The sequence below is a fragment of the Micromonospora sp. NPDC048842 genome (genome assembly GCF_040649935.1).
Taxonomy (GTDB): Bacteria; Actinomycetota; Actinomycetes; order Mycobacteriales; family Micromonosporaceae; genus Micromonospora; species Micromonospora hortensis.
This window is the reverse complement of the sequence record NZ_JBEZGK010000011.1, coordinates 135,370-161,533: the sequence shown is the minus strand read 5'-3', so window position 1 is coordinate 161,533 and position 26,164 is coordinate 135,370. Positions and strand designations below refer to the sequence as shown.

The following is a 26,164-nucleotide window of genomic DNA, read 5'->3' as shown; positions in this document are numbered from 1 at the left end:
GGCTCAGGCTGCGATGTCCGGGTTGAGCTGGTGACGCAGCGCGGCCAGCGAGCGGGTGATCAGCCGGGACACGTGCATCTGTGAGACGCCGATCCGGTCGGCGATCTGCGCCTGGGTCAGGTTGCCGTGGAAGCGCAGGCTCAGGATCTCGCGCTCGCGTGCAGGCAGCGTGGCGAGGGCCGGGCCGAGGGCGACGCGGATCTCCACGAGGTCGAACGCGACGTCGTCACCGCCGAGGGTGTCCCCGAGCTCGCGGCTGCCGTCAGCGCCGGTCGGGGTGGACAGCGACGTGGCCCGGTAGGCGCGCGCACCCTCCAGCCCCTCCAGGACGGTCTCCTCGGTCACGTCGAGGTGGGTCGCGATGTCGGCGACGGTCGGCGAGCGGCCGAGGGTCTGGGTCAGGGCGCTGTTCGCCGCGCTGATCGACAGGCGCAGTTCCTGGAGGCGGCGGGGTACGCGCACCGCCCAGGTGCGGTCCCGGAAGTACCGCTTGATCTCGCCGATGATGGTGGGAATGGCGTACCCGCTGAAGTCGACACCTCGGTCGTGGTCGAAGTTGTCAACGGCCTTGATGAGCCCGACGAAGGCGGTCTGGGCCAGGTCGTCGTCGGGTGCGCCGCGCCCGCCGTAGCGGCGCGCCAGGTGCCGGGCCAGCGGCAGCCACGCCTCGATGGCGCGGTCCCGCACTGCCGGGCGGCGGGGATCGTCCGCCGGGGTCGCCGCCAGGGCGGCGAGGAGGTCGTCCGGGCTTCGCTCGCTGCTCCGCTGATCGGCGGTGGTGGTGTTGTCGACAATGGTGGCCATGTGGGTGGTCCTTCCCGCAGGCCCGTCGATCGAGTCGACCGGAAGAGTCTCCGAACCGGCTACCGCCGGGGCGCACGTACGGGCGAAGGTGCGCTGTCGCAAGGCCACGAGCACGGGCCTCGCCACCGCGTCATGTCGTTCACTTGATGACCCGGACACTACCCGAAAGACCGACTATTTTCTAGCCGAAAGTATGAGGCTAGGCGTTTAAAGGGGGAGCAGGCGGGAATCAGCCGCGCTGATCCGAGGCGTCGACAGCGGCCGCGGCCGGCTGGGCCGGCTTCACAGCGAACGGGTGGCGCAGTCGCCGCATGGCCTCCTCACTGCTGTCGAAGGTCACCGCCGGTCCGTCCAGCACGTCACCGTGCGACGTGGCGAGGAACAGGGCGGGTCGACCGTTGTCGTTCGATGTCATGCAGGGATCCTGTCTCTACGAGAGGGGTGCGTCTGGGCCTCGGCAACGTCGGCCGTGCGACCTGGTGACGCTTCGGCGCACACGCTGGCGCCCGAATGCTGGTGTCCTGTGCACGGGCGAGCGCCCGGCGACACCGACACCCCGCACCATACCCGGCGCCGCCACCACATATGCGCCGCCGACGGACCCGTCTCGCTTGTGGCGAACCGGCCGCCCGGGAATTCTGTAATCCCACCCGCTGCCGCGAGTCTCCGATCTTGAGGGCGGTCAGCACACCCAGCGTGGGCGCCGCGCGGAGATGAGCACCCAAGGAGTGAGACCCATGTCGTCAGCCGGTCGAGCACTGCCCGATGTCGGGTTGGTCGTCGCGGCCCGGCAGGGCGACCAGCGCGCTCTCGACGACGTCGTGGCGGCCTCGCTCCCGCTGGTCTACAACATCGTCGGGCGTGCGCTGCGCGGGCACGCCGACGTCGACGACGTGGTCCAGGAGACGTTGGTACGGGTGATCCGGTACCTGCCCGCGCTCAACGACCCGGCGGCATACCGGTCCTGGCTGGTGGCGATCACCATCCGCCAGGTGCGTGACTGGGAGACGCGTCGGCGCGTCGCGCTCAACCGCGATGCCGGGCTGGACGCGATCCACAACGTGCCCGACCCGGCCTCCGACTTCGCGGGGATGACCATCCTCCGGCTCGGCCTCACCGACCAACGACGGGAGGTCGCCGAGGCGACCCGCTGGCTCGACCCGGACGACCAGGAACTGCTCTCGCTGTGGTGGCTGGAGGAGACCGGCGAGATCACCCGCAACGAGGTCGCCGACGCGCTCGGGTTGTCACCCGGGCACGTCGCGGTGCGGATCCACCGGATGAAGGATCAGATCCAGAGCGCCCGTGGCGTCGTACGCGCGCTCCGCGCCCGCCCTGGCTGCCCGGACCTGGGCGCCGTGACCGCCGAGTGGGACGGCACGCCCAGCTCGCTGTGGCGCAAGCGACTGGCTCGCCACGTCCGCGACTGCGCGTACTGCGGGCGGCTGGGTACCACCCTCCTGCCGATCGATCGGCTGCTCGCCGGTATGCCGTTGCTGCCGCTGCCGGCGGGTCTCGGCGCGCACCTGCCGAGCGCTGCCGCCCCGGCAGCCGCCGCGCAGGCCCTCGCGCCGCCCGGCCCGACGGCCGGACCCGCCGCCGGGCCGACCCCACAGGGCGCGGTGCCCACCGATGCGGGCGGCGGCCCGAGCGTCGTCGACCTCGCGGTGAACCGGCCCCGTGGCCTCGTGCCGTCCCTCGCCGCCGGTGTGGCCGCCGCCGTCCTGGCCATCACCATGGCGGTGGTGATCCTGCCGGACGATCCATCCGCGCCCTCGTGGGCGGCGCCGCCGTCTGCCGCGCCCACCGCCGTCGCCACCCCGAGCGTCGCGCCCTCGCCGAGCGCACGCCCCTCGTCGAAAGCTCCGGTCGCGCCGGCGGTCAGCTCCGCCCGCAAGGGCGTCGGGGTGTGGAACTTCACCGGGGCGAGTCAGGCGTTGGCGAACTCCAAGGCCGGCTGGTACTACACCTGGGGCACCCAGCACCCGGGGATCAGCACGCCGCGCGGTGCGACGTTCGTGCCGATGATCCGCAGCGCGGAGAACGTCACCGCCGCGGAGCTGGCTCGGGCCAAGGCCGCCGGGCCGTACCTGCTCACCTTCAACGAGCCGGACATGCCCGAGCAGGCGAACATGACAGTCGAGCAGGCGTTGGACCTGTGGCCGCAACTGATGGCGACGGGCAGCAAACTGGGCAGCCCGGCGGTCGCCTGGGGTGGGCCGGACCCGCAGGGTTGGCTGGACAGGTTCATGACCGGCGCCCAGGCCCGCGGCCACCGGGTGGACTTCATCACGCTGCACTGGTTCGGCGCCGACTTCACGACCGCTACCGCGGTGGCCCAACTCCGGCAGTACCTCCAGGCCGTCTACCAGCGGTACCGGAAGCCGATCTGGCTGACCGAGTTCGCGCTGATCCGCTTCGCCGGTGGCGGTCCGCAGTTTCCCAGTCAGCAGCAGCAGGCAGCCTTCCTCACGGCGGCCACCGCAATGCTCGGCCAACTCCCCTACCTCCAGCGCTACGCCTGGTTCGGGCTACCCGCCACGGACAAGGACCGGTCCGGGTTGTTCAGCGACGGGACCGAGGCGACAGTGGTCGGCCGCGCGTTCCAAGCCGCCCGTTGAGCACCGGCGAACGGATGGACGAGCAGATCATGGTGGAGCGCCGAGGGCTTCGCGTACGGGCCGGGCGGCTGGTCGGCGTCGTCGCGACAGTGGTCGCCACGGCGGTGGCCGTCGGGCTCACCCAGGGCTGGGGCCGCACCGACCAGGCACCAGCAGCGTCGTCGGTGGCAGCGTCGTCGGCCGCTGCGGCGCCGACCGCCTCGGTGGTGCTCAACGGCACCGACGACGCCTTCATCCAACTGCTGATCCCGATGAACGAGGGCGCGCTCGCGCTGATCGACCAGCTCGACACCCGTCCGGCGGATCCGTCGCTGCGGACCCTCCTCGGCGAGGTCCGGAAGGCCCATCAGGCGGAGTTGCGGGACCTGCGTGGGCTCCTGGCCGCTGGCAACGTGCCGGAGCTGAACATCCACGAGGGGCATCAGATGCCCGGCATGGTCACCCAGGCCAGCCTCGCCGAGCTCCGTGCCGCGTCCGACGCGGAGGTGTCGTCCCGGGCGGCCGACCTGATCCGGGCGCACCTCGCGCAGACGGTGGTGCTGTGCCGGGGCGAGCAGACCGCCGGGGGAAGCCCGGAGCTGAAGGCGCTCGCCGGCCGGATCCAGCAGGCGCGGGCCGCCGAGCTGAACACGCTGGACAACCGGCCCGGCGCGCCTCCCGCGGCTCCAGGCGGCTGAGCGTGCGGCCCAGAGGACCGGTCGATGCGGACGTCTGATCTGCACGCCGACGTCCATCCCCCGTCCCGGGCGTCCCGTCCCGCCCATCGTGCCGTCACGTCGGCCGCCGTCCGCCCGGTGCGACGCGCGACGCACCGGACCCGCAGCGCGTCACCGCCCGAGGCGGTCGCCCCGGTGCCGGCGGCCGGCTGGCGCGGCGGCCACCGTCGCGCCGCCGGCCGGGCCACCACCGTCGCCGCGGTTCTGACGGTCAGTCTCGGGTGGCTGATCGCGATCTTGGTCGCGCCGCACGTCACCCTCTCACCGGGTGCGCGGATGGTCGCCCTCTTCTGCCACCTGACCTGCCTCGTGGTGGGCTTCGGTGCGGTGCTGACCGTGGACTGGTTCAGCCTGCGCTGGTTGCTGCGCCGGGAACCGCTCGGCACCGTACTGACCGCCGCCCGCGGCGCGCACCTGCTCATCTGGCTGGGTCTGGTGGGTCTGCTCGCCAGTGGGGCCGCCCTCGGACCGGACACGTCGTCCGGGCTGGTCTGGGTCAAGTTGCTCGCGGTGCTGGTGGTCGGCATCAACGGGCTGTTCCTCGGCCGGGTCCGGGATCGACTCGTGGCCGTGCAGGGCCGCCCACCCTGGTCCGCCCTGCTTCCCGGTGTCGCCGCCGCCACGATCTCGCAGCTCGCCTGGTGGACAGCGACAGTCGTCGGCTTCTGGAACGCCAACGGCTGACGGTCGCAGGCCGACGGCCGAGTTGGTGGTCAGGCCGGAGTCGGGTGCCTCTCGGCGAACCGGGCGCGGGTCAGGAACGCGAGCTGGGCCCGCTTGTCCGGCATGTCGATCTCGGAATCGAAGGTGAAGCCCTCGATCTCCAGTCGGCGTAGGGCGAGGTGGTTGCGGACGTCCGGCTCCACCACGATCCGCTGCGCGGCCGGGTCGCGGAACAGGAAGCGGGCGATGGCCGGACCGACAGCGTTGGTGAGGCTGCGGGCGAGGCGTCGGTCGGGGCTGAGCAGCAGGTGCATCCCCACGTCGCCGGGCTGGACGGCATAGCGTTCGCCGACCGGGTCCGCCTCGGGCTGATAGCTCTGGAAGAGGCCGACCGGCTCCCCGTCGACAGTGATCAGGTACGCGTGGTGCGTCGGCAGACTGTCCACAAAGGCGTAAATCTCGCGGACCTCTTCGAGGGTGTGCGAACCCATGCCCCAGAAGGAGTTGCGGGGCAGGGTCACCCAACCGTGCAGGAGTGTGGCGTCCCGGTCCGGGTCCACGGTCACCAACGACAGCTCGCCGAGACCGGCGATCTTCTCCTGGTACGTCATCGGGCGCTGTCCTCTGTTCCGTCCGGGGCGCTACTTAGGTTAACCTCCCCTAACCAAGGATGACCTTACCTGGAGGGGTGCGTGAAACGGAACTGGGAGGCCCTGGTCCTCAAGGCCATGGGAGGGCGGGACTTTCAGTTGACCGTCCTGAGCACCGAGTCAATCGACGGGCACTACCAGCGGCTCCTCCTGGACGGGGGCGGCCTGCTGGAGACGTGCGGGGTGCACCCCACGATGTGGATCCGGCTGTGGTTCGACAACGACGGCCGAGTCCACCAGCGCGCGTACACGCTGGTGGACCCCGACCCGGCCACCGGCCGATTCACACTCGAATTCGCCCTCCACGACGGCTGTGCGGCCCGGTGGGCCACCACGGCCAAGGTCGGCGACACCATCAGCGCGACAGTGCAGGGCAGCGCCTTCGAGCTGCCCGACCCCGCGCCCGAGCACCTCTACCTCGTCGGCGACGCGGCCTCCCTGCCCGCGGTGAACAGCCTGCTCGACGCCGGCGCCGACATTCCGGCGACGGTCTGGCTGGAGTACGCCCACGAGGGCGAGAAGGCGCTCGCGCTGCGGGCCCGGGCGCACCACGACGTCACCTGGGTGCCGCGGCGTGACGCGGGTCAGCATCTCGTCGACACGGTCTGCGCGGCACTGCCGACCAGCGGCGCGGGCCACTACTGGGTGGCCTGCGAGGCGGCCACCACCCGGGGCATCACCCGACACCTGCGCAAGACGCTGGGCGTCGACAAGGACCGGTTGACCTCCCTCGGCTACTGGAAAGCGGCATGAAGGGCCGTCTCGGCACCCTGACCGCGCTGTACGTCACCCAGTACCTCGGCGTCGGCTTCATCACCGTCGGACTCACCGCCATCCTGCGCGACGGCGGCACGTCGCTGGACACGCTGGCGATGTTGCAGATCGTCGGCCTGATCTGGCCCATCAAGTTCCTCTGGGCGCCGATCCTCGACCGGTACGGATCACGGCACCGCGGCCACTACCGCTCCTGGCTGCTCGTGCTCCAGACCGCCCTGGTGCTCGCCCTGCTGGCGCTGCTGCCGTTCGCCAGCCCGGCCGACGCGCTCGGCCCGATCATCGCGATCTGCGCCGCGTACGTGTTCTTCTCGGCCACCCAGGACATCGCCGTGGACGCCGTCGCGGTCCGGATGCTGGCCGACTCGGCCCGGGGCACCGGCAACGGCATCCAGGTCGCCGCGAGCTACCTCGGCAACCTGCTCGGCGGCGGAGCCTGCGTCTTGGTCTACGACCAGTTCGGCTGGGTGCCGGCCATCGGCCTGCTGGCCGCGATGACGGCGGTCGGCCTGCTGGTGGTGTGGCGGTTCCGGGAGCCTCCCCGTACCGATCGGGTGGAACGGGTCGGCGCGGCCTACCGGGCGTTGCTGTCGGTGTTCGGCCAGCCGGGCTGCCGGTGGTGGACCTTCGGCGTGGTGCCGCTCGTCTACGTCGGTGCGGGCATGGCGTACGCCCTGGTCACCCCGGCCCTGGTCGACGCCGGGTGGTCGTTGGGTCGGATCGGCGTCGTCACCGGCGTGGTGATCAGCGCCCCGGCCATCGTGGCGGGCCTTGTCGCGGGGCTCGGGATCGGGCGGTTCGGGCGCAGTGGCGTGCTGGTGGTCGGCGGCGTGGCGCTCACCGTGTCGACGTTGCTGCTGCTGCCGCTGATGAACGGCAACGCTCCGCTGGGCGGGACGGTCGCCGCGCTCTGCTGCTTCATGGTGGCCTACACCATCGCCAACGTCGTGCTCTACACCGTCAACATGGACTACTCCCGGCCCGACACCGGCGGCACCGACTTCACTGTGCTGTCGTCGTTCGGCCTGGTCTGCTCGTTCGTGGCCGCGTCCATCGGTCTCGCGGCGGCCGACCGGGTCGGCTATCCGGCGGTAGCGGTAGCGGCCATCGTGCTGGTGGCCGCCGGGGTCGCCCTCGGCCTCTCTCACCAGCGGCGATTCCCGCACCGGCCTGGCCCCGCCGTCGGCCCGACGGCCGAGCAACCCACCGAGCAGCCCGCAGTGGATGGCGTCAAGGCGGTGGCGTGACCACAGTTCAGCCGGCCACCGACACCGCGACACCGGCACGACTGCCGCAGCGATGGCTCATCCTGGCCGTGCTGTGCGTCGCGCAACTGGTAGTGGTGTTGGACAACACGGTGCTGACCGTGGCGGTGCCGGTGCTCACCACCGAGCTGGGTGCCAGCACCGCCGAGGTGCAGTGGATGATCAACGCGTACGCGTTGGTGCTGTCCGGGTTGCTGCTCACCGCCGGTAGCGCCGCCGACCGGTACGGCCGTCGTCGGATGCTGCTCGCCGGGCTGGTCCTGTTCGGGGTCGGCTCGCTGGCCGCCGGTCTGGCCAGCACCAGTGGGCAGCTGATCGCCGCGCGGGCCGGGATGGGCGTCGGTGGCGCGTTGCTGGTCACCGCGACGCTAGCGGTGGCGATGCAGGTCTTCGACGCCGCCGAGCGGTCCCGGGCGATCGGCATCTGGGCCGCCACCAGCGCGTTGGGGTTCGCCATCGGGCCGCCGATCGGCGGCACGATCCTCGCGCATCTGCCGTGGGGCGCGATCTTCCTGATGAACGTGCCGATCGTGCTGGTCTGCCTGCTTGTCGGTCGCGCGCTGGTCCCCGAGTCCCGCGGGCCGGCCGGCGGCCGACTCGACGTGCTCGGCGCGGTGCTCTCCACCGCCGGCCTGACCGCTGTCGTCTGGGCGATCATCTCCGGGCCGGAGCACGGGTGGGCGTCGCCCGCTGTGCTCGGCGCGGGGGTCGTCGGCGTACTCCTGCTCGGGATCTTCGTGCGGTGGGAGCGACGGATCGCGCACCCGATGCTGGACATGCGCTTCTTCCGGGACCGGCGCTTCGTCGGTGCGATCAGCGGCGTCGTGCTGATCACGTTCGGCGCCACCGGCGCGCTGTTCCTGCTCACCCAGCACCTCCAGTTCGTCAGGGGTTATCCCGCCTGGGAGGCCGGTCTGCGGATGGCGCCCTTCGCGCTGTCCATCGTGCTGCTCAACGTCAGCGGCGTCGTCGCGAGCGTGATCCGTCGGCTCGGCCTGGCGGTCGCCATCGCCGTTGGCATGACGCTGCTCGCTGCCGGTCTCGCGCTGGTCACCCTCTTCCCGTCGGACGGGTACGCGGTGCTGCTTGTCGGGCTGCTCGTCATGGGTGTCGGTTGCGCGCTCGCCAATCCGGCCATCGTCGAGGCGGTGATGAGCGCGATCCCGGCGGCGAAGGCCGGCGCGGGCGCGGGTGTCGACGGCACCATGACCGAGGTCGGCAGCAGCCTCGGCATCGCGGTGCTGGGCGCCGTGCTGAACGCCCGGTTCGCGGCGCTGCTGCCGGCGGCCCTGGCCGGCGCCGGGTCGTTTCCCGCAGCTCTCGCCGCCGCCAGTGAAGGAGCCGAACGGGAGGCCGTGACCGTCGCCTTCGCCTCGGCGCTGGAGACGGGGCAGTTGGTGGGTGCGGCTGCGGTGTTGATCGGTGGCCTGGTGGCCGCCCTGTTGCTACACCGGGCAGATCGCACCAAAACCGCCCAATAAGGGTAGGCTACCCTAATAGTCACATCGTGGTAGTCGACGGAGGCGGTATGCGGCTCTACCTGACCGCGCTCAATCCCACCGACGCTGTCCTGGACGGGTTCCTCCCGGCGGCGGCGTCGCTCGGGCTGTCGGCCACCGTGCTGACCGACCGGCCGGCGGAATGGCCGGCGGACGTGCCTGTGGCGCGCTGCGCGGTCCGCGACCCGGCCGCAGTGGTCGCGGCGGCGGCACCCGCCCGAGCGGTGGCGCTACTGTCCAATAGCGACCATCTCCAGGAGGCCACCGCGATCGCCGCCCGAAAGCTCGGCCTGCCCGGCAAGGACCCGGACGCCGCCCGTCTCTGCAAGGACAAGGCCGCGGCCCGCCGGGCGATCGCCGCTGCGGGCCTCGATCTGGTACGCACCGTCACCGTCGACCCCGGTGCCACGCCGGACGTGCCGACCGGGATGTTCCCGGCGGTGGTCAAACCCCGCGAGGGGGTGGCCAGTGAGGACGCGTACCTGGTGGCCGACCACACCGAGCTGGTCGCCCGGGTCGCCGAGATCCGTGGTCGGCGGCCGGACGTGGCACTGGTGGTCGAGGAGTACCTCGCCGGCGAGCTGCGGACCTTCGAGACCCTCGGCGACGGCACCGAGCTGGCCTCCCTCGGCGGATGGCGCACCGGGCTCGGTCCGCCGCCGACCTTCACCGAGGAGAGCCTCGCCTGGTCGCCCCCGGCGGAGCAGGCGCGCACCCAACTGCGGGCACGGCTCGACGCGCTCGGGGTCGGCCTCGGGGCCTGCCACACCGAGTACGTCGTCTCCGACGGCCGGGTCCGGCTGATCGAGGTGAACTACCGCCTCATCGGCGACCGGATGGACCTGATCCTCGCCGAACTGCTCGGTGTGCCGTTGTTCGAGTACGTCATCCGGTTGCACCTCGGCGAGCCGCTGGCCGCCCTCGGCCTGCCCGACACCGTCGACCGCTACGCGCAGGTCGAGTACGTCTGCGCGGATCGCTCCGGTCGTCTCGTCGCCGCACCGGGCCCACTCGACACCGTCCACGGCGACCTGCGGCTGGGCTGCCGTCCGCTGCGCGAGGTGGGCCGCACCGCCGAGCACACCGGCACGAACCGCGACTACCTCGCCGTGTTGCACGGAATCGGCCCCGACGAGGGCACCGTCCGGCAGTCGCTGGCCGCCCTCCGCAACGATCTCCAGTGGACCATCGTCGAGTGAGCGACGACTGTGAGCGGGAGGTCTTCGCCCGGGTGCTCGATGCCCTGCTGCGCGAGGATCACCTCGGTCTGCGCAGCGCCGGCCGACCGGACGGGCCCGACTGGTGGCAGGTGCCCCACCCCGCCGGCCTGCTGCGCATACCGGTCCGGGCGGACGGGTTCCAGCAGGCCCTGCGCAGCGCAGCGCCGATGGTGCTGCTGGTGACCCGCGCGGGCGGAACGCAGCGTACGGAGACGCTGAACGGACTGTTGACGTTGCTCGCCCCGCGCGACAACGCCGAGGCCGAGGCCGGCTGGCGGGACTTCGGCGTCGAGTGCCGGGCCGACCTGCGGGCCCGACGGCTCGCCGCCCACAGCCGGGCGCGGGTGCTCACCGAGGTGGCCGCCGAACGCGCGCTCACCCCGACCGGCCTGCCGGCGGCGCTCCTGGACGACGTGCTCGCCGCCCACCACGGCCACCCCGTCTACCCCACCGACAGGTGCCGGCACGGTCTTCGCGACGACGAACTGCTCCGGTACGCCCCGGAGCACGCCCCACGGTTCGCGCTGCGCTGGTACGCCGTTCCGGCCCAGGACGTCCGACTGGCCGGCGAGCTGCCGTCGTGGTGGCCGCGGGCACCGCTACCGGATCAGCTGCTTCTGCCGGCACATCCGATCACAGTGGCCCGCGACGCGCTCCCGGCGGTCGACCTGCCGGTGACTCCGGTGCGACCCACCCTCTCCATGCGGACGGTGGCGCTCGACCACGACCCGTACCTGCACCTCAAACTGCCGCTGCCGACCGCGAGTCTCGGCGCGCGCAACCGACGCACGCTGCAACCGGGCTCGCTCGCCGACGGCGCGGCCGTCGCCGCACTGCTCGACCGGATCGCCACCGCCGAACCCAGCTTCGCCGGTCGGATCCGGCACGCCGACGAGAGCACCTGGGCGCACGTCGACGGCGACGAGCGGCGCGGTTTCCTGCTGCGCCGATTTCCGCGCGACCTGGCCGGCGTCCTGGTGGTGCCGGTAGCGGCCCTCGCCGCCGCCGACCCGGTGGCGGGCACGGTCCTCGAACGGATCAGCCCACAGCAGCCCGTCGCACTGCTGGAGTCCTATCTGGACCTGCTGCTCGACTGGCACGTCTTCCTCTGGCTACGCCACGGGATCGCACTGGAGGCGCACCCGCAGAACATCCACCTGCTGGTGCACCCGGACGGCTCTGTCGGCCTGCTCTACAAGGACAACGACGGCGCCCGGCTCGACAGGCGACACGACGGCACGAACGGGCTCGCCCTGCACGACGACCGGATGTGGGCGCGCGACCCGCACGAGTTGACCGACGTGTTCATCACCATCACCCTGCACCTGGCCGCCGCCGCGCCCCTTGTCGCCCTGGCCGCCCGAGGGCTGCCCGTGCCGACACCCGCCGAGGCGCTGGTGCCCCGGCTCGCCGCCGCCCGCGACCGGTGGGGCGACGGACCGGCGGTGCGGACCTTCACCGAGCGGGTCCTGCACGCCACCCAACTGCCCATCAAGGCGATGCTCACCGCCGGCACCCTGCTGCCCAAACAGCGGCTCGGCTGCGCCGACATCAACAAGTACTACCTGCGTACCGGCCCGAACTACCTCCGGGAGACACGATGACGAGCGCCCAGTTGCGCTCCCGGCCGGCCAGCGACACCGGTCAGCGCGCCGACCTGGCCGCCGCCCACGCCGTCTTCGGCTGCCTGTTGCGCGAGCTGGCCCCGCCGGACGGCACCCCGACCGTTGTCGACGGTGCCGTCCGGCTGCTACTGCGGCACCTCGACGTCACAGTGCGCTGCGAGGTCGCGCGAACCTCGCCGCTCGGCGCGCACCGCTACACCGGCCCGGTCCAACGCACCACCGGCGGCGGGCGGTGGGAAGACCTGGACGCGGACGGGTTGGCCGCCCTGGTCGCGGCGGAGCTCACCACACGTACCGGCCTGGTCAACGACGAGTTCGCCGAGCAGGTCCGGGCCAGCCGGGACACAGTGGCCCGACTGCTGGCGGACCGACCCGCCCAGGATCCGACCCCCACCGGTGAGCCCGCCATCGACGCGTACGTCGACTCCGAGCAGTCGCTGGTCTTCGGCCACCCGCACCATCCCACCCCGAAGTGGCGCAGCGGTGACCCGGACAGTTGGCGGGCGTACGCGCCGGAGCTGCGCACGGCGTTCCGGCTGCACTGGCTTGCCGTACCGGACGATCTGACCGCCGACGCCGGGCCGTTCGATCCGCTGGTGGCCGCGCTCGACCCGCCTCGGCCCCCGCGCGGGCACCACGTCCTACCGGTGCACCCCTGGCAGCTGTCGCTGATCCCACCCACCCACCCACGGCTGCGCGACCTGGGGGCGGCCGGCGTGCCGGTACGACCCACGGCGAGCGTCCGTACCCTCTACGCCCCCGAGGCCGACCTGTTCGTGAAGACCAGTCTGCACGTGCGCATCACCAACTGCCTGCGCAAGAACGCCCGCTACGAACTCACCGGCGCGGTGGCGCTGACCGACCTGCTGGCCCGGGTGCCGCTGCCGGACGGGGTGGGGCTGCTCGCCGAGCCCGCCTATCGCACTGTCGACGTTCCCGGCCCGGACGAGGCGTACGGAACGATCCTGCGCGACGGCCTGCGTCCGCACCTGCGTCCGGGCGACACCCCGGTGCTCGCGGCGGCGCTGGCCGCGACGCCGCTGGTGACACCGGATCCGGTGGCCTGGTGGCGCGCGTACGTCGGCCTGCTGGTGCCGGCGGTGCTGAGCAGCTGGCTCAGCCACGGCGTCGTGCACGAGGCGCACCTCCAGAACGTCGTCGTCGTGCTCGACCGGGATCGCCGTCCGGTACGCATGCTGCTGCGCGACCTGGAGGGCGTGAAGCTGGACGCCGACCGGTGGGGCACCTGGCCGGACGGCGTCCCGGGGCAGGCCCGCTACGGTCCCCGGGCCGCGTACCGCCGGATCGTCTACTGCCTGTTCGTCAACCACCTCGGTGGAATCAGCGGGGCCCTCGCCGACGCGCGGCCGGGCATCGAACGGCGGCTGTGGCAGGAGCTGCGCGCCGTCGTCGAGGCGGTGGCCGCCGACCTCGGTGAGCCAGCGGAGCTGAGCGCGCTGCTGACCGGGGAGCCGCTGCTGGCCAAGGCGAACCTGCTGGTCCGGTGGCGGCGTGACGCCGACCGGGCCGCACCGTTCGTGCCGGTGCCGAACCCGATGGGTGGGCCACGATGACCAGACCGGTCTACGTCCACGACCTAGACGCCCTGACCGGGCAGGCCCGAGCCATCCGGGCGGCGCTGCCCCAGCCGGTCGAGCTGCTCTACGCGGTCAAGGCCAACCCGGATCCCGGTGTGCTGCGAACCCTCGCCCCGATCGTCGACGGGTTCGAGGCCGCCAGCCGGGGCGAGCTGCGCAGGCTGGCCGAGGTGCTGCCGGGACGGGCGCCGGCCGCGTACGCCGGGCCGGGCAAGACCGACGCGGACCTCGCCGCCGCTCTCGCCGCCGGGGTGCACCGCATCCACGTCGAGTCACCCAGCGAGCTGGCGCGACTCGGCGCGCTGGCCGCCGAGGCGGGCCAGTCGGCCCAGGTGCTGCTGCGGGTGAACCTACCGGTCGACGCGCCGGGCGCGAGCCTGGTCATGGGCGGTGGACCGAGCCCGTTCGGCATGGACCCGGCCGACGCGATCGCGTGCGCCCATCGCCCGCCGGCCGGCATCGACGTACGCGGAATCCACGCCCACCTGGCCAGCGGACTGGACGCACCGCTCGCCGCGACTGTCGCCGCGGCCGTGGTCGGCTGGGCGGTGGCCGAGGTCGACGCGGCCGAGGTCGACGTCGGCGGCGGCATGACAGTCGACTACACCGACCCGGGCGCGCGGTTCGACTGGGAGGGCTACGGCCAGGCCCTGACGGAGGTCCTCGACAGGCACCCGGGCGTGCGGCTGCGCATCGAGCCGGGCCGGTCGGTCACCGCCCACTGCGGGGCGTACCTCACCGAGGTCGTCGACGTGAAGCGCTCCTACGGCGAGTGGTTCGTGGTGGTGGCCGGCGGGACGCACCACCTGCGGACTCCGGCGGCGAAGGGGCACGCGCAGCCGTTCACGGTGCACCCGCGACAGGGTGCCGGCGGCCCCCGCACCGACGGCGGGCCGGTCACAGTGGTCGGGCAACTCTGCACCCCGAAGGACGTGCTGTCCCGGTCGGCCACCGCGGGGCCGATCGGCGTGGGTGACGTGCTGGCCTTCGCCATGGCCGGGGCGTACGCCTGGAACATCAGCCACCGTGACTTCCTGCTGCACGAGCCCCCGCATTTCCGCACCGGTGACCTGCACGAAGTGGCCGCCGAGTGGGCGGCCCGGCCGCTCGGGACGTGAGCGCGGGAGGCTCGATCGGCTCGGTGTGTTATCGATAACATGCTATCTTTCACCCGGGAGTGAAGGGCACGCTCCCGGTCACCCGAGCCAGCCGGCGAAGACGCGCCGAGGGGCCCCGCCCCTTCCGCCTTTCCGGTCGGTGACCAGTCCGGGCCCCCGTCGATGCCTGGCGACCATTGTTGGTCGTCGAACGGCAAGGAGCCCCAGCAATGCTCAGACGTAGGTTCTTCCTCCCATCCATCGCGGCCGCGGCGCTTCTCCTCGCGGCCACCACCGGCGGCGCGTTGAGCGGCGGTTTCGGTGCGAGCGCGGTGGCCGCCACCAACGGCACCCTCGCGGCGACCGCCGGCTGCGGCAAGGCCCCCACGCTCGCCACCGGGACGCGCACGATTCAGAGCAGCGGCCAGAGCCGCACGTACAACCTGCGGATCCCGGACGGGTACGACCGGAACCGCCAGTACCGGCTGATTTTCGGCTTCCACTGGTTGAACGGCTCGGCCAACAACGTCACCTCGGCCGGTTACTACGGGCTCCAGCCACTGTCGAACAACAGCACGATCTTCGTTGCTCCACAGGGTCTCAACGCCGGCTGGGCCAACACCAACGGTCGGGACCTGACCCTCTTCGACGACATCTCCCGGCAGATCGAGAACGACCTCTGCGTGGACACCACCCAGCGCTTCGCCCTGGGTTGGAGCTACGGCGGGGCGATGAGTTACGCCGTGGCCTGTGCCCGGCCCACGATCATCCGCGCGGTCACCGTCATCTCCGGCGCGAACCTCAGCGGATGCAACGGGGGCACGCAGCCGGTCGCCTACTTCGGCATCCACGGCATCTACGACAGCGTGCTGAACATCTCCCAGGGTCGGCAGCTGCGCGACACGTTCGTGCGCAACAACGGCTGCACCGCGCAGAGTCCGCGCGAGCCGAGCCGGGGCAGCCTCACCCACATCACCACGACGTACGCGGGTTGCCGGGCCGGCTACCCGGTGCAGTGGGCGGCGTTCGACGGTGACCACACGCCCAGCCCGGTGGACGGGTCGGGCAGCCCCAACGACTCGCGGACCTGGACGTCGGGGGAGATCTGGAGGTTCTTCAGCCAGTTCGAGTCGACCACACCGCCGACGACCCCACCGCCTACCGATCCGCCGCCCACCGATCCGCCGCCGACGACCCCGCCGCCGACCGGGGAGCCCGGCACCTGCACTGCCACCTACCGGACGCTCAACACCTGGCCCGGCGGCTTCCAGGCTGAGGTGACAGTGGCCAACAACTCCACAGCGCCCCTGAACGGCTGGACGGTGGGCCTGACCCTGGCCAGTGGTCAGGCCATCAGCAGTCTCTGGAGCGGCACCAACACGGGCACCACCGGCAGCGTCACCGTCAAGAACGCCGCCTACAACGGCACTGTTGGCCCGAGCGCCTCCACCACCTTCGGGTTCACCGCCACTGGCAACGGTGCCACGGCACCCAGCAACGTCACCTGCACCAGCCCCTGAGTTCGACAGGAGGCGGGCCCGGAGCCGCCTGGCTCCGGGCCCATGGGTGACGCGGGTGTCGAGCGGCCTCGTGAGATCGTCATGGATACCGAAGTGCTGCTTCGTGTAGAAGAGATGATGGATCGTCGCACCGGCAGGCAGTTGCGGCGTTGCAGGAAATGAGCGCCGCCAACGGCTGCGGGGAGGTATCGGGCAGCTGGCCTGCGCGTTCAGCCGACGGACCCATTGACCGCTCACGAAGGTCGTTGCCTGCGATGATACAAGCGAATGGATTGACGAAATCCTATGGCCGCGTACAGGCGGTGAACGGGGTCAGTTTCGAAGCGCGGCCCGGTCGGGTCACCGGCTTCCTCGGGCTCAACGGGTCTGGGAAGACGACGACCCTCCGGATGCTGCTCGGGCTGACACGTCCGACGGCTGGTGTGATCAGCGGCGGTTGTGGCATGTGTTGGTGAGTCAGGGCCGTACAAGGACCTGCTGACGGTGGTGCCGATCGTGGCGATCCTCGCTGCCTCCTGCGCGTCCATCGTTCGGCGGTCGACATGGCTCCTGCTCGGTAGTGCGGGCTGGTTCGTCTTCGTCGAGGGTCTGATCGGCAGGTTGCAGCTGCCACTGCCGTTCACGTCGCTCATCAGTGCCGGCGCCGGCGACACACGTGGCCTCCTGATCGCCTCCCTGTGGGCCGGCGTGGCCTTCGTCGTGGCAAGCCTCAGCATCGGTCGGGACCTGACGGGCGACTAGGCCGATAATCAACCACGGGTGGTTCGCACGAGGCCTTGACCAGCGGTGAGCTGGTCAAGGCCTCGATCCTCATTGCGCCGTGCGTCGCCCCGCGCGACTAGCTTTCGCCCTCGAGCAGGTCGCGAAGGGTGTCGAGGGCGGCGATCTCCTCCTCGAACGTCTTGCCGACGACCGGGCCGAGGAAGCGCGACAGCCCGCTCGGCTGCCACGCCAGCTTCAGGGTGAGCTGGGTCCCCCCGCCGTCGGCCGGGGTGAGCGTGTATTCGCCCTGGGTGCGTACCACGCTGCCGGTTGCCTGGAATGCCAGACGGCGACCCGGCTCGAACCCGGTCACCTCGTAGTCGGCCGGGATGCGGCTCCCACCGGGGCCCTTGAGTCCCTGCTTGTAGCGAGCGCCGACCCCCTCGCCGGAGACGCGCGCGACGTCGAGCACGTTGGGGCGCCAGCGCGCGTCGTTCTCGCCGCGGGCGAGAAAGGCGAAGACGACCTCAGGGGTCCGTCCGATCTGCACAGTCTTCTCTGCCGAGGGCACAAGAAACCTTTCTCAGGGGTCAGGGAACGATCTTCATCTGTGCCATCATCCCACTCGCGGAATGGTCGATCATGTGGCAATGGTAGACATATCGGCCAAGATACGGCCCGAATGTCGCCTGGAGTCGGACCGTCTCGCCCGGCCCCACCGAGATGGTGTCCTTCACCCCGGCCTCGCCCGGTGCGGGCGGCTGACCGTTGCGATCCAGCACCCGGAACTGGACCAGGTGGGGGTGGAAGTTGTGCGGGATGCCGAAGAGCGTGTCGCCGTTCGTCACCGTCCACACCTCTGTCGTGTTGCGTTTGATCTCGGTATCAACCCGTTCGGCATCGAACTGTTGCCCGTTGATGAGGAACTGGCCGGTCGACGGGTTGAAGTTGAGCGTGAACGCCCGCTCCTTCGTGGCCGCCGGCAGCGCGGGGATGGTGCTCAGCCGGTCGGGCAACCGGCTGGTGTCGGCGGCGGCCCGGTTGACGTCGAAGCGCAGCACCGGCCCGGCCACCGCGTCGTCGAGGAAGACCTGGCTGCCGACCGGGAACGCGCCGAAGTCGACGACGATCTCGACCCGCTCGCCGGGCGTCAGGCTCCACGAGCGGATCGGCGTCGGCCCGGCGAGCAGCCCGCCGTCACTCGCGATCTGGGCGACCTCGGCGTCGTTGCCGAGCCGCAGGGTGAACGTGCGGAGGTTGGACGCGTTGACGAAGCGCAGCCGGTACTTGCGGGCGGCCACCGGGAAGTAGGGCTGCGGCTTGCCGTTGACGAGGATCGTGTTGCGGAACTGGAAGTCGTCGTGTTCGAAGATCAGGCTCGCGTCGTCGGCGAACCGCGCGTCGCGCAACATGATCGGGATGTCGTGGTTGCCGGTGGGCAACCGCAGTTCGGCCTGGGCTGGGTCGTCGATCAGGAAGAAGCCGGCGAGCCCGCGGAACACGTGCTCGGCCTCCATGTGATGGGCATGGTCGTGGTACCAGAGCGTGGCCGCCCGCTGCTTGTTGGGATAGCTGTAGATCCGGCTCTTCCCCGGGTCCAGCACGTCGGTCGGGAACCCGTCGCTGCTCGACGGCGTGTGGCCTCCGTGCACGTGCACCGCGGTCGGCATGTCGAGGTGGTTGCTGTGGGCGATGACCGCGAGCCGGCCCGTCTTGACCCGGAACGTCGGGCCGGGAAAGAGGCCGTCGTAGGTCAGCACTTCGGTACGCGTCCCGGGCAGGATCTCCGCTTGAGCCTTACGAGTGGAAACGACGTAGAAGTCGGTGTTGGCTACCGAGGCGATCGGCTGCTGCACGGGCGGTATCGGCATCCGGACAGCGAACGGGGCGGTGACGGCCGCGACGTGTGCCGTCTTCCCGTGGCCGGTGTGGGTGCCGTGGGCCGGTGTCGCGGACGGGGTGGAACCGCGCGCCGCTGCCGCCGCGGTGGCCGTGACCAGCGCGGCTGCTCCCGCGGTGGCACCGGCCTTCATGACGTTGCGTCTGCTCACCATTGGTCGCTCCACTCCTGGTGGTCGAGGTCTCGGGTGAACTGTCAGGGAGGCCCCTCGACGCGCCGTCGAAAACTGGTCGCGGCCAAATATGGATTTCACCTTAAGTTTTGGTGTGACTACCAAAAGCTAAGCTTCGATGCTTCCAACGACGCGCGATGAGACCGTAGACTCGTGCGAGTAGTCGGCCGTGACAACTCGTAGAAGGCCGATCCGATCTGAGTGCTTTTGTCGCCCACGACGGGGGGAGTCGGCGACACGGCGGGCAGCCGGCGCTGGGGAGAGCCGTTCGTGCCCGCACCTGGGGAGCAATAGGGCACACACCGGGGGATCCGCAATGGTTGTTGGAAACGATGCGCTGCGGAGGACCGCTGCCGAGGTTCTCGATCGCAGGCATCAACCGATTCTTGCCGCCTACCGTCAGCGTCTTGCCGCTGCGAGTGACGACTTCGAAGGGGCCGCTGGCCTGATCGACAGCTACACGGCACAGGCCGACGTCCTGCTGCGGGAGACGATGGCCGAGATCCGTCGTGAGACGACCGACCCGCTGTCGACACCGCCGCCAGCCGTGTCCACCGAGGACGCCGAGCTTCACCCACGCGAGTGCTTTCGCGCGGCCGTCGCCCTGGTCGACATCGTGTTGGCCGATGCGCTGAAGCAGTTGGCGGGCCAGCCCGACCAGGGTGCGGCCCTGGCGCTGGTCGCCGACGCACTCACCCGTACGACACTGACCCGGCTGGTCGACGCGAGTTCGCGCTATGCCGCCGGCCTGATGAACGAGGTCCACCAGGCGCAGATCGCCGAGCGTTCGTTGATCGCGCGCGAGCTGCACGACCGGCTGGGCCACAGCCTCAGCGCGGCGTACCGCAACCTGGAGGCCCACGAGCTCGCCCAGGAACGACGCCACGACGACGTGGACCGCCGAGTGGTCATCGCCCGGGAGTCGCTCCACGACGCGGTCGGCTATCTGCGCGTGCTCATCGCCGACCTTCGGCTTTCTCAGCCCCTCGGATCACTCGACGAGGCGCTGGCCAACTTCCTGTCGACTGTCGAGACGGGCGAGACACGTCTGCACACCGAGATCAACGGCGACGAGTCGTGGGTACCGCCCGAGGTGCTCGACGAGGTGTTCCTGGTCGTCCGCGAAGCGTTGCGCAACGCGGTGGCCCACGCCGGTGCTCGGGTGATCCATGCGGTCATCGACATCACCCCGCACGAGCTGCGGGCCACCGTCGCCGACGACGGGGTGGGCTTCGACCTCGCGACGGTGCGCGACGGCTCCGGCCTGCGCGCGATGGCTGAGCGCGCGGCGGTCGTCGGCGGCCGCCTCGCGGTGCGCGCGGCGGGCCACCAGGGCGCTTCGGTCGAGCTCGTCGTGCCGCTGCTCGCCGTCGGGGCGGGGGCTGGCCGGTGACCGTCACGATGATCGAGCCGACCCGCATCGTGCTGGTCGACGACCACGTAGTGGTGCGCGACGGCCTCCGGGAGATCCTCGACGCCCAGCGCGACCTCGTGGTCGTCGGCGAGGCCGGCGACAGCGGCGCCGCGATCAACGAGATCCGAATCCGCCAGCCCGACATCGTGCTGCTCGACGTGCAGATCCCCGGGGACGGGGTGACCACCACGGTCCGCCGGATCCGTGACGTCGCGCCTGCGAGCCGGGTCATCATCCTCAGCATGTTCGACGGCCCGACGCTGCTGCGTGAGTTGTTGACCCTTGGCATCTGCGGCTATCTGCTGAAGAACTCGACGCGCCAGGAGTTGGTGGCGGCGATCCGCAGCGCCCGCGCCGATGACGCCCCGGTGATGCTGGCGGTGTCGCGAGAGAGCCTGACCCAGGTGCAAGGGCCGGTTCACAGCACGCTGTCGGACCGAGAGCGCGAGGTCCTGCAACTGGTTGGTCAGGCGATGAGCAACGCTCAGATCGCCGGCCGGCTCTGCCTGTCGGAGGCGACGGTCAAGCGCCACCTGCGCAACATCTTCGCCAAACTCGGTGCGGTATCCCGGATCGACGCGGTCAACAGGGCCATCGCGGCCTCGCTGATCGTCCTGCCGAGGCTCTGCGACCCGACGTTTCACGGATAGCAGGCTGCTCAAGGATTGCTCTGGGTAACTTGCCCGCAAACGGGCACTCGTGTTGGACTAATGCCGTGAATAGCACTCGCCTGTTCGTACTCGGAGCGCTCGCGCGCGGGGGCCCCATGCACGGGCACCAGATCCGCCGGGCGGCCCAGGTCGACCGTACCGAGCTGTGGAGCGACGTCAAGCCGGGGTCGCTCTACGGCGCGCTGCACCGAATGCAGGTCGAGGGCGTCATCGAGGCGATCCGGACCGAGCAGGAGGGCAACCGGCCCGCCCGCACGATCTACGCGCTCACCTCGGCCGGCGCGGCGGAGCTGATCGATCACCGCGACGAGGCGCTGCGCGACACCAAGCTCCGTCACGACCCGGTCGACCTGGCCCTGCAGAACGTGATCGACCTCGGAGAAGACGCGCTGCGCGCGATCATCGTGGCGCGCCGGAAGGCCCTCGCCGAGCAGCTCGACTCGTGGCTCGCGCTCCGAGAGCTGGCGGCGCCACACATCCGCGGTCTGGAGTGGACGACCTTCCGTCATACCGAGCTCCGACTCCGTACCGAGCTCGCCTGGCACGACGAGCTGCTCGACCAGTTGCCCAAGCTGATGGCCAACCAACCGACATCGATGACCACATCGTGACGGTGCCAGCCCCGGCCCCGGTGGCATCTCCGGGGCCGGGGCTGGCGGCCTGTCACTGAGCGGGCTCGGGCTGGGTGGTCACGTTCCAATCGGGCTTGCTCGCCTCGGCCCAGGGCTCTTCGGGCCGGCGGGGCAGCAGGTAGACGAGAAGGAACGTGAGGATCACCCCGACCAGGACGGCGCCGACGGTCCACTGGACCGCGCGGTTGAAGTTGGTCTCCAGCGCCGACGTGGCAGCGCTGTCGAAGGCCTCGCCGACCGGACCTGGCGCCGAGTCCGCGCAGCCGGGCGGCGCGGCCGTCGGATCCGACGCGCGCGACTGGCGGATGAAACAGTCGGCGAAGGTGGTCGTCGCCGCGCTCGCCTCGGCCGGCGGCAGGCCCGCCGCCACGAGCGACGCCTGAAGCTCCGGGCTCGCCTTCTCAGCGGCCGTCCCCGAGTACGAACCGAGCGTTCCGAAGAGGACCACGCCGGCCACCGCGACGCCGATCGCCTGGCCGAGACGCTGGGCGGTGCCGAGCACACCGCTGGCCGCGCCCGCATCCTGCCAGGGCACGCCGGCCAGCACGATCTCGACGCTCGGCGCGATCACCAGGCCCGATCCGAAGCCGGCGAAGAGCAGGGCCGGCAGTAGCTCCAGGCCGGAACCCCACCAGTGGATCGTGGCGATGATGCCCACCATGCCGACGATCACAATGCCGGCGCCGAGCATCAGGACGCCGCGGCCGAGCGCTCGGGCGACGTTGTCGGAGATGGCCGCGCCGACCAGTGTGCCGAACGAGAACGGCAGCAGGATCAGGCCCGTCGTCAGGGCGGACTTCTCCAGGCCGATCTGAAGGTGCAGCGAGAGTGCGAAGAGCAGGCCGATGAAGCCCGCGAAGTAGCAGAGGCTGATGCCGACGCCGGCGGAGAACGAGCGGTGAGCGAACAGCCGCATGCTCACGAGCGGGACCTGGGCGCGTCGGGCGCGGCGCAACTCCCACACCGCGAAGACGGCCAGCGCGGGCAGCGCCGCTGCCATCGAGACGAACGTCCATGCCGGCCAACCCAGGCGCTGGCCCTCGACCAGGGGTACGGCCAGCAGTAGGACGGCGGCCGAGACGAGCAGCATGCCGATCACGTCGAGCCCACCGCGGCGGCCTCGCGACTCGGGCACCAGGATCAGCGCGGCGACGAACGTGGCCAGGCCGATCGGCACGTTGAGCAGGAACACCGGTCGCCAGTCCCAGCCGTTGAGGTCCCACGCGATCAGGAGGCCGCCGAGGAGTGGGCCGCTGGCGGTCGCGATGCCGCCGATCGCGCCGTAGATCCCGTACGCCTTGCCGGTCTCCTTCGCCGGGAACGTGGTCTGGATCAGCGCCAGCACCGGCGGGTTGAGGATGCCGGCCATCATGCCCTGCACCACCTGGAACGCGATCAGCTGGCCGGGTGTGGCCGCGAGCGCCGACGCCGCCGACGCGAGCGTGAACCCGGCGACGCCGATGAGGAACAGCTTGCGGTGGCCGAAGCGGTCGCCGATCCGGCCGGCGGGGATGAGTAACAGGCCGTAGCCGAGCGCGTAGCCGGCGATGACCCACTCCATGGCCGTGTAGGTCGACCGCAGGTCGCGCTGGATCGGCGCGACAGCCACATTGACGATCGTCGTGGCCAGCAGAATCATGAATGCCCCGGCCAGAATGACGGCCAGGATCAGCCATCGGCGCGGATTGGGTGGGGCGGTGCTGCGTTCGTCGGTCCAGCTCTCCGTCATCGCGTTCCTCCTGAAGTCGGACGGGGTCGACAGCGGACCCACCCTTCGACTACACGCCGTCGCGTACGATTAGTCAAGTACGGCTATTTGCGTATGACCTGTACGGCACATGAGGAGGGCCCGGGTCAGGAGCTGACCCGGGCCCGGTGACGCAGAGGTGGCTACGACCAGTCGGAGGAACCCGAACCCCACTCGGAGGAGCCGGAGCCCCACGCGGACGTCGCCGGCCACGCCAGGTCGAAGGGGAAGTCGTTGGCGCGAAGCTCCAGCGTGCTCTCCAGCACGGCATCGGTCAGCCGGTCGACGTCGGCGTCGCTGTGAGCGCCGCCGGCGAAGAACATCGGCATACCGAGCGTGTAGATGCCGCGCTTGCGCAGCAGCAGCGTGAGGATGAACGTCGCCGGGTTGAGTGCCCGCGAGTAGTCCCGGTAGTCGGTGTAGGAGTCTTCCGGAAGGAACTGGAAGCACCCGATGTAGTCGCCGAACCCCACCATGCGCAGCGGGATCCCCTCGGCCGCCCGGAACGCGGCCAGCCGCGCCTGGACCCGGTCGACCTTGGCCCGCAGGTCGGTGTAGTAGGCGGGCCCCTTGTCGCGGAGCAGCTGGAGCGTGGCCAGCGACGCCGCCACCGACAGGTAGTTACCGGTGTGGCTGCCCTGCAGGCCGGTCTTCTGGCCGAAGTCGGTCCAGGACTGCCCACTGGTCTGCGAGATGTCGAGGATGTCGGCCCGACCGCCGATCGCCGACAGCGGCAGCCCGAGCCCGCTGATCACCTTGCCGTAGGTGACGAGGTCGGTCGGGATGTCGAACTTCTGCGCGGCGCCGGCGAGCCCTGAACGGAAGCCCGTCAGCACTTCGTCGAGGATGAACGGCACCCCGAGTCGCTGGGCGGCGACCGCCACCTCGCGGATCATCGGGATCGTCGTCTCCTCGAACGGGAACGACGAGGCGGCCGGCTCGGCCAGGATGCAGGCCAACTCGCCAGCGTGGCGCTCGATCAACTCGACGGCGAGCGCCGTGTCGTTGGGCAGGATCAGCAGGTCGCGCGGCTCGGCCGGTGTGACGCCGGCAAACGCCGAGACCAGCGGAATGCCGTCCTTGCCGATCTCCGGGAACGGCACCGCGGGATGCCCGTGATACCAGGGCGCGGTGTTGTGGACGGCCAGATCGTGGGACCCGTGCAGGGTGCCCTCGAACTTGGCGACCATCCGCCGCCCGGTGTGCGCACGGCAGAGCCGGATCGCCGACTGGGTGGCGCCCGTACCCGAGTGTTGGAAGGCGAACTTCTCGTTGTGCGGGAGGATCTCGCGCAGCAACGTCGCGAGTTCCAGCTCCAACGCGTTGGTGTAGCCGTTGCCGGTGCCCTTGCCGAGGTGCTCGCGGACGAAGTCGACTACCGGCGCCGGATTGTGCCCGTGCAGCGCCTGAGCGCCGTACCCCATGTGACAGTCGAGGTAGTTGTTGCCGTCGATGTCGGTCAACGTCGATCCGCTGGCGGTTGCCGCGATCACCGGAAATGGCGGTGCCTGGAACGGCCAGAACACGTGCGCGGCGGAATCGACCGCCCTCAGTTGCTCGACGTGCGCGGCCGAGGCACCCTGGCGCGCGCCGATCTCGCCGAACAGCTCGTAGACCCACTTCTGCTGCATGAGGTCCTGAATGACCTCGATCGCTCCGCGCTCCTGGTGGCTGGCGCCCATCGTGTCCCCTTCGCATGGCGGCCGTGACAGGCGCAGCCTGCGCCCGCCCACTCGAACCCGGCTGGAGAACCGGTCGATCGACGCGGCTTCGAGCCGGTCTCGAGCGCCGTCGTCGAAGCTCGCCGCCATGACGGAAAATCGGGTCAATCTCTACTCGCTGACCGACACGATCACGCCGTGGGCAGTGCGGGCCGCGGCGACGCTCGGCCTCGCCGACCTGATCGCCGCGGGCACCACCACGCTCGACGAGCTCGCCGCGGCGACGAAGGCCAATCCCGACGCGCTGCACCGGCTGCTGCGCTACCTCTCGGTCCGCGGCGTCTTCAAGGAGACCGAACCGCGGGTGTACGCCCTGACGGAAGCCGCCGAGTTCCTCAAGACCGACCACCCCGCCGCCCAACGTCCCTGGCTCGACGTCGACTCGATGGCCGGCCGGATCGAGGGCACGTTCAGCTCGCTGACCCACTCGATCCGCACCGGCGACGCGGCGTACCCGGTGCGTTACGGCATCGAGTTCTGGGACGATCTGGCCACCAACCCCGACCGGGCCACGTCGTTCGGTGCGCTGATGGCCACCCACGCGAGCTACTTCGACCAGGTCGTCCAGGGCTTCGACTGGAGCACCGTCAACCACGTCATCGACGTCGGCGGCGGCACCGGTGCCCTGCTCACCGAGATCCTCAAGGCCCAGCCGCACCTGCGCGGCACAGTGGTCGACCTGCCGGGCGTCGTCGAGCAGGGCCGGGCCCGGTTCGAGGCGGCGGGCATCGCCGACCGCGCCGAGGTGGTCAGCGGCAGCATCTTCGACCCGCTCCCGGCCGGCGCCGACGTCTACATCCTGTCGAACGTCCTGCACGACTGGAACGACAGCGCCGCCGAGAAGATCCTCCAGCGGGCGGCGGACGCGATCGGCACGACCGGAAAGGTGCTGATCGTGCAGATCCTGGTCAAGGACGAGAACGACAACTTCCCCGATGACCCGGCCCGGCTGATGTTCATCACCCAGATGGACCTGCGCCTCCTCTCGCTCATGGCGGGCAAGGCGAGGACCTGGCGCGAGTACGCCGAACTGGGCGAGAAGGCCGGGCTCCAGGTGGACGCCAGCACTGTGATCCCCACCGGGCAGACCCTGCTCTCGCTCCGCCGCGGCTGAGCCGACGGGCCCCTTGCTGACGGTTTCCGGTTGGGAAGG

23 protein-coding genes and 1 pseudogene are annotated in these 26,164 nt (G+C 70.8%); 17 read left to right on the top strand and 7 right to left on the bottom strand.

All coding sequences use genetic code 11. The features are described 5' to 3' along the window. Positions 1-3: 3 nt before the first annotated feature. Both AB0C19_RS18010 and AB0C19_RS18005 read right to left on the bottom strand, forming a co-directional pair. A complete protein-coding gene (locus tag AB0C19_RS18010; RefSeq protein WP_357186338.1) occupies positions 4-804 on the bottom strand; it encodes a SigB/SigF/SigG family RNA polymerase sigma factor in 801 nt (266 codons plus the stop codon). Positions 805-1,033: 229 nt separating this feature from the next. Next, on the bottom strand, positions 1,034-1,219 hold the full coding sequence (locus AB0C19_RS18005; RefSeq protein ID WP_357186335.1) for a hypothetical protein: 186 nt from the start codon (positions 1,217-1,219) through the stop codon (positions 1,034-1,036). Positions 1,220-1,541: 322 nt separating this feature from the next. Here AB0C19_RS18005 and AB0C19_RS18000 point away from each other — a divergent pair, with 322 nt between their 5' ends. The 3 genes from AB0C19_RS18000 to AB0C19_RS17990 are packed head-to-tail and all read left to right on the top strand — an operon-like array spanning position 1,542 to position 4,825. After that, the gene (locus AB0C19_RS18000; protein ID WP_357186332.1) at positions 1,542-3,425 is read left to right on the top strand and encodes a sigma-70 family RNA polymerase sigma factor; all 1,884 of its coding nucleotides are present in this window, start codon (positions 1,542-1,544) and stop codon (positions 3,423-3,425) included. 14 nt (positions 3,426-3,439) lie between these two features. Further along, positions 3,440-4,102, top strand: a complete 663-nt coding sequence (locus AB0C19_RS17995) for a DUF305 domain-containing protein (protein ID WP_357186329.1) — start codon at positions 3,440-3,442, stop codon at positions 4,100-4,102. A 24-nt stretch (positions 4,103-4,126) separates the two neighbouring features. Next, positions 4,127-4,825: a hypothetical protein gene (locus AB0C19_RS17990; RefSeq protein ID WP_357186326.1), complete on the top strand. Its 699-nt coding sequence runs from the start codon at positions 4,127-4,129 to the stop codon at positions 4,823-4,825. A gap of 29 nt (positions 4,826-4,854) precedes the next feature. Here the strand turns inward: AB0C19_RS17990 and AB0C19_RS17985 are convergent, their stop codons facing one another. Continuing rightward, positions 4,855-5,415: a GNAT family N-acetyltransferase gene (locus AB0C19_RS17985; RefSeq protein WP_357186323.1), complete on the bottom strand. Its 561-nt coding sequence runs from the start codon at positions 5,413-5,415 to the stop codon at positions 4,855-4,857. An 81-nt stretch (positions 5,416-5,496) separates the two neighbouring features. On the opposite strand from AB0C19_RS17985, the gene AB0C19_RS17980 reads away from it, so the two are divergent. From AB0C19_RS17980 to AB0C19_RS17935, 10 genes and pseudogenes are all read left to right on the top strand, one after another. Then, positions 5,497-6,207 carry a siderophore-interacting protein gene (locus AB0C19_RS17980; protein ID WP_357186320.1) on the top strand — a complete coding sequence of 237 codons (711 nt, stop codon included), beginning with the start codon at positions 5,497-5,499 and terminating at the stop codon, positions 6,205-6,207. Continuing rightward, entirely contained in the window at positions 6,204-7,475 is a 1,272-nt protein-coding gene (locus AB0C19_RS17975; protein WP_357186317.1) for an MFS transporter, read from the top strand. The genes AB0C19_RS17980 and AB0C19_RS17975 overlap by 4 nt, the downstream gene beginning before the upstream one ends. Continuing rightward, positions 7,472-8,974 (top strand): MFS transporter, encoded by a 1,503-nt coding sequence (locus AB0C19_RS17970; protein WP_357186314.1) that lies wholly within the window; start codon positions 7,472-7,474, stop codon positions 8,972-8,974. Before AB0C19_RS17975 ends, AB0C19_RS17970 begins: the two co-directional genes overlap by 4 nt. A gap of 47 nt (positions 8,975-9,021) precedes the next feature. Next, positions 9,022-10,191, top strand: a complete 1,170-nt coding sequence (locus tag AB0C19_RS17965; RefSeq protein WP_357186494.1) for a siderophore biosynthesis protein — start codon at positions 9,022-9,024, stop codon at positions 10,189-10,191. Next, positions 10,188-11,816: an IucA/IucC family protein gene (locus AB0C19_RS17960; protein WP_357186311.1), complete on the top strand. Its 1,629-nt coding sequence runs from the start codon at positions 10,188-10,190 to the stop codon at positions 11,814-11,816. Before AB0C19_RS17965 ends, AB0C19_RS17960 begins: the two co-directional genes overlap by 4 nt. Then, positions 11,813-13,411, top strand: coding sequence for an IucA/IucC family protein (locus tag AB0C19_RS17955; RefSeq protein WP_357186308.1), 1,599 nt, complete (start codon positions 11,813-11,815; stop codon positions 13,409-13,411). The genes AB0C19_RS17960 and AB0C19_RS17955 overlap by 4 nt, the downstream gene beginning before the upstream one ends. After that, positions 13,408-14,553: an alanine racemase gene (locus AB0C19_RS17950; RefSeq protein ID WP_357186304.1), complete on the top strand. Its 1,146-nt coding sequence runs from the start codon at positions 13,408-13,410 to the stop codon at positions 14,551-14,553. The genes AB0C19_RS17955 and AB0C19_RS17950 overlap by 4 nt, the downstream gene beginning before the upstream one ends. A gap of 209 nt (positions 14,554-14,762) precedes the next feature. Then, positions 14,763-16,052: a cellulose binding domain-containing protein gene (locus AB0C19_RS17945; RefSeq protein WP_357186301.1), complete on the top strand. Its 1,290-nt coding sequence runs from the start codon at positions 14,763-14,765 to the stop codon at positions 16,050-16,052. A 254-nt stretch (positions 16,053-16,306) separates the two neighbouring features. Next, a pseudogene (locus AB0C19_RS17940) lies at positions 16,307-16,474 on the top strand (ATP-binding cassette domain-containing protein); the annotation flags it as partial. Between the two features lie 73 nt (positions 16,475-16,547). Next, on the top strand, positions 16,548-16,793 hold the full coding sequence (locus tag AB0C19_RS17935; RefSeq protein ID WP_357186298.1) for a hypothetical protein: 246 nt from the start codon (positions 16,548-16,550) through the stop codon (positions 16,791-16,793). 97 nt (positions 16,794-16,890) lie between these two features. Here the strand turns inward: AB0C19_RS17935 and AB0C19_RS17930 are convergent, their stop codons facing one another. Both AB0C19_RS17930 and AB0C19_RS17925 read right to left on the bottom strand, forming a co-directional pair. Further along, the gene (locus AB0C19_RS17930) at positions 16,891-17,325 is read right to left on the bottom strand and encodes an SRPBCC family protein (RefSeq protein ID WP_357186291.1); all 435 of its coding nucleotides are present in this window, start codon (positions 17,323-17,325) and stop codon (positions 16,891-16,893) included. Positions 17,326-17,344: 19 nt separating this feature from the next. Next, entirely contained in the window at positions 17,345-18,808 is a 1,464-nt protein-coding gene (locus tag AB0C19_RS17925) for a multicopper oxidase domain-containing protein (RefSeq protein WP_357186288.1), read from the bottom strand. A 334-nt stretch (positions 18,809-19,142) separates the two neighbouring features. Between AB0C19_RS17925 and AB0C19_RS17920 the strand changes: the two genes are divergently transcribed. The 3 genes from AB0C19_RS17920 to AB0C19_RS17910 all read left to right on the top strand — a co-directional run bounded on the left by AB0C19_RS17920 (position 19,143) and on the right by AB0C19_RS17910 (position 21,522). Further along, positions 19,143-20,219, top strand: coding sequence for a histidine kinase (locus AB0C19_RS17920; protein ID WP_357186286.1), 1,077 nt, complete (start codon positions 19,143-19,145; stop codon positions 20,217-20,219). Then, positions 20,216-20,890: a response regulator transcription factor gene (locus AB0C19_RS17915; RefSeq protein WP_357186283.1), complete on the top strand. Its 675-nt coding sequence runs from the start codon at positions 20,216-20,218 to the stop codon at positions 20,888-20,890. The genes AB0C19_RS17920 and AB0C19_RS17915 overlap by 4 nt, the downstream gene beginning before the upstream one ends. Positions 20,891-20,955: 65 nt before the next feature. Continuing rightward, on the top strand, positions 20,956-21,522 hold the full coding sequence (locus tag AB0C19_RS17910; protein ID WP_357186279.1) for a PadR family transcriptional regulator: 567 nt from the start codon (positions 20,956-20,958) through the stop codon (positions 21,520-21,522). A gap of 52 nt (positions 21,523-21,574) precedes the next feature. Here AB0C19_RS17910 and AB0C19_RS17905 read toward each other — a convergent pair whose 3' ends face one another. Both AB0C19_RS17905 and AB0C19_RS17900 read right to left on the bottom strand, forming a co-directional pair. Further along, positions 21,575-23,272, bottom strand: a complete 1,698-nt coding sequence (locus AB0C19_RS17905; RefSeq protein ID WP_357186276.1) for an MFS transporter — start codon at positions 23,270-23,272, stop codon at positions 21,575-21,577. A 161-nt stretch (positions 23,273-23,433) separates the two neighbouring features. Continuing rightward, positions 23,434-24,972, bottom strand: a complete 1,539-nt coding sequence (locus tag AB0C19_RS17900) for an aminotransferase class III-fold pyridoxal phosphate-dependent enzyme (RefSeq protein WP_357186273.1) — start codon at positions 24,970-24,972, stop codon at positions 23,434-23,436. A gap of 127 nt (positions 24,973-25,099) precedes the next feature. Between AB0C19_RS17900 and AB0C19_RS17895 the strand changes: the two genes are divergently transcribed. Next, a complete protein-coding gene (locus AB0C19_RS17895) occupies positions 25,100-26,125 on the top strand; it encodes a methyltransferase (RefSeq protein ID WP_357186270.1) in 1,026 nt (341 codons plus the stop codon). The last annotated feature ends 39 nt before the right edge of the window (positions 26,126-26,164 follow it).

Excerpts from the sequence above, each read along its gene's own strand:
- AB0C19_RS17905 (WP_357186276.1), bottom strand. The coding sequence starts at position 23,272 with ATGACGGAGAGCTGGACCGACGAACGCAGCACCGCCCCACCCAATCCG.
- AB0C19_RS17985 (WP_357186323.1), bottom strand. The coding sequence starts at position 5,415 with ATGACGTACCAGGAGAAGATCGCCGGTCTCGGCGAGCTGTCGTTGGTG.
- AB0C19_RS17990 (WP_357186326.1), top strand. The coding sequence starts at position 4,127 with ATGCGGACGTCTGATCTGCACGCCGACGTCCATCCCCCGTCCCGGGCG.
- AB0C19_RS17975 (WP_357186317.1), top strand. The coding sequence starts at position 6,204 with ATGAAGGGCCGTCTCGGCACCCTGACCGCGCTGTACGTCACCCAGTAC.
- AB0C19_RS18010 (WP_357186338.1), bottom strand. The coding sequence starts at position 804 with ATGGCCACCATTGTCGACAACACCACCACCGCCGATCAGCGGAGCAGC.
- AB0C19_RS17955 (WP_357186308.1), top strand. The coding sequence starts at position 11,813 with ATGACGAGCGCCCAGTTGCGCTCCCGGCCGGCCAGCGACACCGGTCAG.
- AB0C19_RS17950 (WP_357186304.1), top strand. The coding sequence starts at position 13,408 with ATGACCAGACCGGTCTACGTCCACGACCTAGACGCCCTGACCGGGCAG.
- AB0C19_RS17925 (WP_357186288.1), bottom strand. The coding sequence starts at position 18,808 with ATGGTGAGCAGACGCAACGTCATGAAGGCCGGTGCCACCGCGGGAGCA.
- AB0C19_RS17945 (WP_357186301.1), top strand. The coding sequence starts at position 14,763 with ATGCTCAGACGTAGGTTCTTCCTCCCATCCATCGCGGCCGCGGCGCTT.
- AB0C19_RS18000 (WP_357186332.1), top strand. The coding sequence starts at position 1,542 with ATGTCGTCAGCCGGTCGAGCACTGCCCGATGTCGGGTTGGTCGTCGCG.
- AB0C19_RS17965 (WP_357186494.1), top strand. The coding sequence starts at position 9,022 with ATGCGGCTCTACCTGACCGCGCTCAATCCCACCGACGCTGTCCTGGAC.
- AB0C19_RS17920 (WP_357186286.1), top strand. The coding sequence starts at position 19,143 with ATGGTTGTTGGAAACGATGCGCTGCGGAGGACCGCTGCCGAGGTTCTC.
- AB0C19_RS18005 (WP_357186335.1), bottom strand. The coding sequence starts at position 1,219 with ATGACATCGAACGACAACGGTCGACCCGCCCTGTTCCTCGCCACGTCG.
- AB0C19_RS17995 (WP_357186329.1), top strand. The coding sequence starts at position 3,440 with ATGGACGAGCAGATCATGGTGGAGCGCCGAGGGCTTCGCGTACGGGCC.
- AB0C19_RS17900 (WP_357186273.1), bottom strand. The coding sequence starts at position 24,972 with ATGGGCGCCAGCCACCAGGAGCGCGGAGCGATCGAGGTCATTCAGGAC.
- AB0C19_RS17895 (WP_357186270.1), top strand. The coding sequence starts at position 25,100 with ATGACGGAAAATCGGGTCAATCTCTACTCGCTGACCGACACGATCACG.